At 60.1% G+C, this 7,135-nt stretch carries 1 protein-coding gene; it reads left to right on the top strand.

The features are described from left to right. Positions 1-207: 207 nt before the first annotated feature. The coding region (locus EIEH_RS06325) for a MuF-C-terminal domain-containing protein (protein ID WP_035609052.1) at positions 208-7,135 on the top strand (6,928 nt) is incomplete at its 3' end.

Below are 7,135 nucleotides of genomic sequence, written 5' to 3'. Positions count from 1 at the left end.
CGGGAGTTAATGCGCCGTCAGGGGAAAAGCGATCGCCTGGAGCCCCTGATCCATCCGCAGGGGATGGCCTTACCCCCCTCATTGAGTGCACCGCGCCAAACGGAGTGACGGCGCCGATACCTATCCTCATCGTCTTGCTACCCGCCGCCATTTGGCGGCTTTTTTACGCCTGAAATTTAGGCATTCCCCTCTGGCCGGAGGCATACCGTGGCGAATTACCCTCAAGATCTGCGCCCTGAACAGCAACGATACGCTGTCGAGCGGCAGTCGTTGAATATCCAGCAGCCGGATGAAGGCCTGGCGCGCTACTGGGACAGTTATGATCCCCGGAAATACGCCGGGCTTTCTGATGAGTCAGCGGAAAACAGCGGCAATATTTTTTCCGATACCGGTCATCTGCTGTGGAGCGGACTGACCTCGACAGCCGCCAGTCTACGCGAGGCCACGGGGAAAGTACCGCTGGTCGGCGGGGCGATCGTTTCTGGGCTGGATGTCATCGATCAGTATGTTTTGGGTCATGAGGATAGCGAGTCATTTTTGCGCGCCGATCAGCAAAACTCGCTGAGTCAGCTCTCGCCAGCCATGCAACAGGCGCGGGAGAAATCTTTCTGGGAGAGCGGGAAAGGGCTGGGGGACGCCTGGGTCGATCCACGCAGCTATTTCGCCGGGGTTGTCGAGTCGGCGCCGGGCATGGCGGTGACCATGGGACCTGCGTTGAGGTTGGCTAAGCTTGCCTACAGCGCGAAGGTAGCGCAAGGGGTTGCGGCGAAAGAAGCGGCGGCCAGCGCGGCGCGGGTCGCCTCGTTGACTGGACGTATCACCGAGGGTGTATTGGCTGGTGGGGCCTCATCTAATGAGGTCAAGGCAGCGATTTATGCGCTACCGGACGAGATCTTGCAAGGTTCGGAGGCCGCGCAGAATTTGCTGGCTTCGGGGATGTCGGTCGATGAGATGCGCAAGGCGTTGGCGGAAGATGCGTCAACTAAGGCGTTTATCCTGTCTGCCGTAGCGACGGGAATGTTCGGCGGCCAAGGTGATAAGGTGATCGCCAAAATTATGACCGGTCAGCTCAAACAGGGCGTGATGAGGCGCTTTGCCAAAGGGGCGGTGGCTGAGGGGCTTTTTGAGGAAGTCCCGCAGTCGGCTCTTAGCCAGATGGCGGAAAACTATGCCTTACAATCCGCCGACCCGCAGCGCCCGCTCTCCGATGAGGTAATGAATCAGGCGCTCGCTGGACTGGCCATCGGCGGCGTGATGGGCGGATCGCTGGCGGCGGGGAGTCGCACGGGTAAGTGGCAGGCGCAACACGATACGCAGCAAGCGAGAAACGATCAGCTGGCGACAGACGATGCCGCAGATCCAACAGAGGCGCAAGCGCAGGAGGCATATTCACGCTATCAAACGCAGTTTGCGTCGTTGGATCGCGACACGCTGTTACAGCATTACGCCGAGGCCGATCTGTCCGAGGCGCCGGATGCGGCAGAGAAAAAACGGGCGGCCCATGAACGGCTGCAGGCGCTGGAGCATGACGAGGAGGTCAAGGCAGCGGCGGAGCAGCTGCGCGGGCTACCTCGACGCGATCTGCTGGCGCAGTACCATACGCTGAATGAAAAGGCGACGCGCACGGCGGCGGAACAGCTGCAGTGGGAGGCGGCCCGTTGGCTTCTGAGGCAGCGGATGGCCACGGCGACCCCTCGGACTTCAAAGAATGCGGCATCGGGGGATGGGGCGGAACAGGAGAATGCGGCACGGGAGGATTTGCGGACATGGCAGGCCGCCCCCTTATCCGACCAGCATATCAGCGGGGTCCCTGAATCTATGAGCGAGGCCCGCTGGCTAGGGGCCCCTCCCGATCCTGCTGTGGTGCAAGCGTCATGGCCGGAGGAAAAAACGGTCGAGCTTCCCTCTCAGCCAGCTTATCAGCGACGCGATCCGCGTATTCAGGGTTTTGCGGAGGATAGCCCGTTACAACAAGTGTTATCTCAGCCTGGGGCACCTTCGGCGATAGCGCTGGTCCAGGCGCAAATGCAGCGTGGTGAGCAGGGGCTGACGCCTGATGAATGGAGGACGCAATTACAGGCGGAAGAGTCCCGCCAACAGCGAGCGCCCCGGTTACCCGCGCCGGGAGATATTTCACCGGGACGGGGATTTCCGCTACCGGGCCCGGTGGCGCAGGTGGACGATAGGCCAGCAGGGTCTGAGCCAGAGTTTTCTGCGGGGGTTCGCACGGTTTTACGCCCTGGCGAAGCGGAGTCACCAGGCTCGGCACAGATGGCTGCGCAATCATCAACAAATCCAGCGTCAACGCCTGAACAGCGTGCAGCAGTTATGCCCACGTCGATGGCGTCGCAGGCTAGTGGGCTGCCTCCGCGTGTAGCACCACCGGAGAATAGGGCGTCTCGCGTCGAGAGCGATGTCCCGGCATCGAGCGAGAGCCCGCCGGATCCACGCCAGAAGACGTTTTATTCACACCAGCCCGATCGTCCAGACGGTAGCTTATCTTTTGAGCGCGTGTCGCAGATTGTCCACGATTTTGAACAGGAGTATAAGGGTAATATCCCTATAGAGATTAGGGTTTATCGGCGTCAGGAGGATGCATATGGACCACAAGCCACCAGAGAAAACGTTGGACGTATTGCCGGAGCCTTCCACGGAGGGACAGGAGGCAGGACAGTATCTCGATATCCCGATGCGAATAACGCGCTTCGAACCGCCGCCGGCGCCCCCCACGGAGGGGGAGGACAAGTATCTGACGATCCCCGAACTGATAACGTTACGCGACCCTCCTTTGTCTTGGTCAACGCCGCCAGCATCCGAGACGAAGCCGATGCAAGACGCACCCTGCGACACGAAATCCTCGGCCACTTCGGCCTCAACACCTTTACGCCAGCGGATAAAAGACAGATTTTGGACGCGATTATGGCGGCGCAAGGAGAAAAAGAACTAAGCACGTTGTGGAATGAGGTCAGACGTGGCTACTCCCATAAGTCTCAGTCTATCCAGGCTGAAGAGGTGTTTGCCTTAGCCGCCGAGCAGGAGCGAAAGGAGCGCGGCGTCCGTTCTGGGCGGCGTGTTATCCCAGCTCGCGTATTACATCTTGTGCAGAAGGGATTACGCCGCATCGGACTGGTCACGGGAGGCATGAGGCTTGGCGAACTGTATGATGCCGTGGATGCAATTTCTGAAGGTATTCGACATGGTCATCGTCAGCAACAGATCTTCCCGGTGGATGATCATGCGCAGTTTAAGCGGGAGGAGGCTGACGTTGCCGACGGGCGTACGCTGCCGCATCCGGCTCAGCGCCCGCCTTGGCCAGACGATTTCCCCGATGTGGTGCTCCATGCCCGGTTGGGGGGCGCGACGGGCCATCCTGACTACAAGGCGGCCAAAAACGGGGATGAATTAGCCGCTCGGCGCTTAGTCGCAGATGTCTTGAGTAAGGACGCGATAGATAAAATTCGGCGCATTATTGGCAAGCGTGAAGTGTTACTGACTGCCGTGCATGCCGAGGAGGCGAGCGGACGCAATAAAATCCCACAAGCGATGGCGGATATGTTGGGGCATATTTTGCACCAACATGTTGATGATAACATCGTACAGGCTGTGCGAGTGGGGCGCAGCGGAATGGATGGTTTTGCTCGCCTAGCCAATCAGCCCAGTTTCGCCGGAGAGGTGCGCCGCGATGCGCACTATTTCATCCTGGACGATACCCTGACGCAAGGGGGCACCTTGGCCGGATTGCGGGGGTATATCGAGGCGCAGGGGGGCCAGGTGATCGGCGCCTCGGCGTTGACGGGTAAAATGTATTCAGCAAAAATGGCGTTATCGGCATCGACATTGTCGCGCCTGCGCGTCCATTTTGGAGGGAGCAACCTTGAAGCGTGGTGGAAACAACAAGTTGGCTACGGTTTCGACGGACTCACCGAGTCCGAAGCCCAGTACCTCCTTCGTGCCGGGGACGCTGACGCCATCCGAGATCGCGTCCTTGCAGCGCGACAAACGGGAGACACATCTGCGCAATCAGGCCGCGCTGAAGGAGATGGACCTCTCCCACCTGATGTAACCAACCGCTCTGCGCAAAACGCCTCCCAGCACGGAGGCGTTTCTGTTTTAGGCGAGGGGAACCGGCTGACGGAGACGGGACACAGCCCAGCGGTCGCCAGCGGGAATAACCCGATCCCACAGATTAATGCCGTCGTGCGGGGCGTCATGCGCAAGCTGAATGCGCCATCGCTGCATGTGCGGGTCGTGCAGACGCAGAAAGAGGCCGAGCCCTTGGCCGGTGAACCGCTGGAGCAATACGGCAAGGTTCACGCCTTCTACCGCCCACAGTCGCGGGAAATCGTACTGATTGCCGATAACCTCCCTACGCCGCGCATGGTGCGGGAAAAACTGCGCCATGAAGTGATCCATCACGCCTTAGAGCAGGTGATCACGCCCGAGGAGTACCAACGCATCATTGACCGGGTGATGGAGACCCGAGCGAGCCGAGATGCGGTGATCCAACAGATTTGGTGCCGAATCGATGCCGCCTATGGACAGGAGCCGGTCGCGGTACAGGCCGGGGAGTTTCTGGCCCACATGGCAGAAAAACAGATGCCGGGCCGCTTTAGCGCGTTATGGGATCGGGTCGTTTCACTGATCAAAACGCTCCTCAACCGCATCGGGTTGTTGCCCACGGTCGATGCCGAGAATCGCATTTATCTACGGGATACCTTACGCACCTTGGGTCAGCGGCTACGCCAGGGGTATCGACCGACCGGCTCCGCCACATCAGCCGATGTCCCCAACGCGAAGGCGTCTACACCGCAAGATCCCCTCAAACCGTTGGCTGAGGAGGCAGATCACTATCGGAGCGCGTTGGCGCAGGCTATCAACACCCGGCGTACCAGTGATATTACTGTCAGGTTAGGGCGGACACCCCCGGTGTTGAGATTGCTCGGCGCGGCGGATTTAGAGGTCGTCATCACCCGTGATGTGATCCGTAAGGCGACCAATGGTGTGAAACATGTGGTGCCGATGGCGGTGATCGAGCAACTGCCTGAACTGATGCACGATCCGCTAGCGGTATACCGCTCGGCGACACAGCCGGATGCGGTGGTGATGCATTTGGCGTTGCAAGACAGAAACGGTGACCCGGTGCTCAGTGCGGTACATTTTAATGCGGCGTTAAATCGCATCGAGGTGAATAAGATCGCCTCGGTGTACGGCACTAAGGGCGGAATGGCCAAAATTAATAAAATGGAGAGGGAGGGGCTGGCGTTGTATCGGCGGGAAAAAGAAGCCCCCGGTAACCCTCTGCACAGTGGGCTTCAATTGCCCAAAGGGGAGCATTCTTACCAGGAGCCGTCGGCAAGGGAGCAGCCCGATAGGTCGGACACGCATCCTTCACCTGAGCCAACGATACGCTCCGCTGACGATGTGCGCAATAGTCAGTCCCGTTACTCGCGTGAGGGCAGCGCCCTTGAGCAAACGATACGGCGCAAAATGGGACTCGAACCTGAACATGGCTGGGGCGAGAAGGCGCACGATTTCTACCGCGATTGGAAGGCCCAGCGTCCATCGGCGCGTCGGGCATGGCTGCGTGATCTGGGACGGCGCTTAAATACCGCCACCTTCGACGGTCTGGCGCCGATCAAATATGCCGAAGCGAGCCAAGGCCACGTGGAAGCGGCCCGTTCGGCCTATATCGCCGCGCGCCTGGCCGCCGGCGCCAATACGGTGATGGCGGCGACGCTGGAGCATGGCCTGCCAGTCTACAATCCGCAGAGCGGCGTTATTGAGCGCAAGGCGGGCAGCGGCAAATCGGATGCCTTGCTGGGGATCCTGGATGCGCTGGGGAAACACCGCGAGGACTTCTTTATTTGGATTGCCGGGCATCGCTCCGAACGCCTGATGCAAGAGGGGCGGGAGAAGCTGTTCAGCGCCGATGAAATTCGCCATATGAAGGCGCGGGATCGCGGCAAGGAGACGCTCTTTGCCCAGCAGAAGGTAAAGTATGACGCGCTGGTCAAATCCCTATTGGATTTACAGCAGGCCACCGGACTTATCGATCCCGGGCGCCGAGCCGTGTGGGAGGATGCCTGGTACTTACCTTATTTCCGCCAGACCGAGGATGGCGGAGTATTGGGGCCTTGGTCTACCCGCGGGATCGCCAATCAGCGCAGCACCGTACGGCGTCTGAAAGGGGGTGAGCAGGCGATCAACGATCCGGTCGAGAATCTGGTGAATTACGTGGCGCGCGCCATCGATGCGGCGATGAAGAACGAGGCGATGCGCCGGATGGTGGTCAATCTGGCGGATAGCGGCGTAATTGCGGTGATCGAGAAACCCAACCGTATCGACTACCAGCGCCTGGGCAAACGCCAGGGCGTGGCCAAAGTCTATCTGGAGGGCGAGGAGCAACTGGTCGAGGTGAGCGATCCGGCGTTATTCCGCGCCATCACCATGATGGACATGGAGCGCAGCAATGCCCTGTTTATGCGGGCCGCGCGTCAGGCCAAACGCATTCTGACCATCGGCACCACCAGCATGCCCGATTTTATCATCCGCAACTTTATGCGCGACTCGTTGCATTCCTGGACCATCAATCCGGATGGGGTACGCGCCGTCACCAGCGCCTGGGCCGGGCTGAAAAAAGCCTACCGCCAGGATGATACGCTGATCGAGATGATGTTCGCCGGTGCCACCTTTGGCGGCGGCTATGCCAACGCCTATGATCTGGCCAGCACCGCGCAGAGTCTGCGCGCTATCCTGCGGCGCAAGGGCTACAGCGACAGCCAGGTGCACCGGTTCGAATCCACTATTCTCCGCGATGGGCAGGACGCCCTGCGCCGATTAGGCGGCGTCTGGTCGCGTTATCGCCACCTGAGCGAGGCGGCGGAGAATGCCAACCGCGTCGCGACGTATCAGGCGGCGTTAAAGGCGGGTAAGGGTAGAGCCCTGGCGGCCTATGAGGCGCGCGATTTGATGGACTTCAGTATGCAGGGGGCGGCGAAGGGCATGATCGTCCTGACGGACATACTGCCCTTCTTCAATGCCCGTATGCAGGGGCTGGGCAAGCTGGCGCGTGCGGTAAAAGCCAATCCGCAGGCGGTGTTGAAACGGGGCGGCCTGATCGTCGCCGCCTCCGTGG

Origin of the sequence: Edwardsiella ictaluri ATCC 33202 (genome assembly GCF_000264785.1) — a bacterium.
GTDB lineage: Bacteria > Pseudomonadota > Gammaproteobacteria > Enterobacterales > Enterobacteriaceae > Edwardsiella > Edwardsiella ictaluri.
The sequence above is the reverse complement of the archived record's forward strand: the minus strand, read 5'-3'. Positions and strand labels throughout refer to the sequence as shown.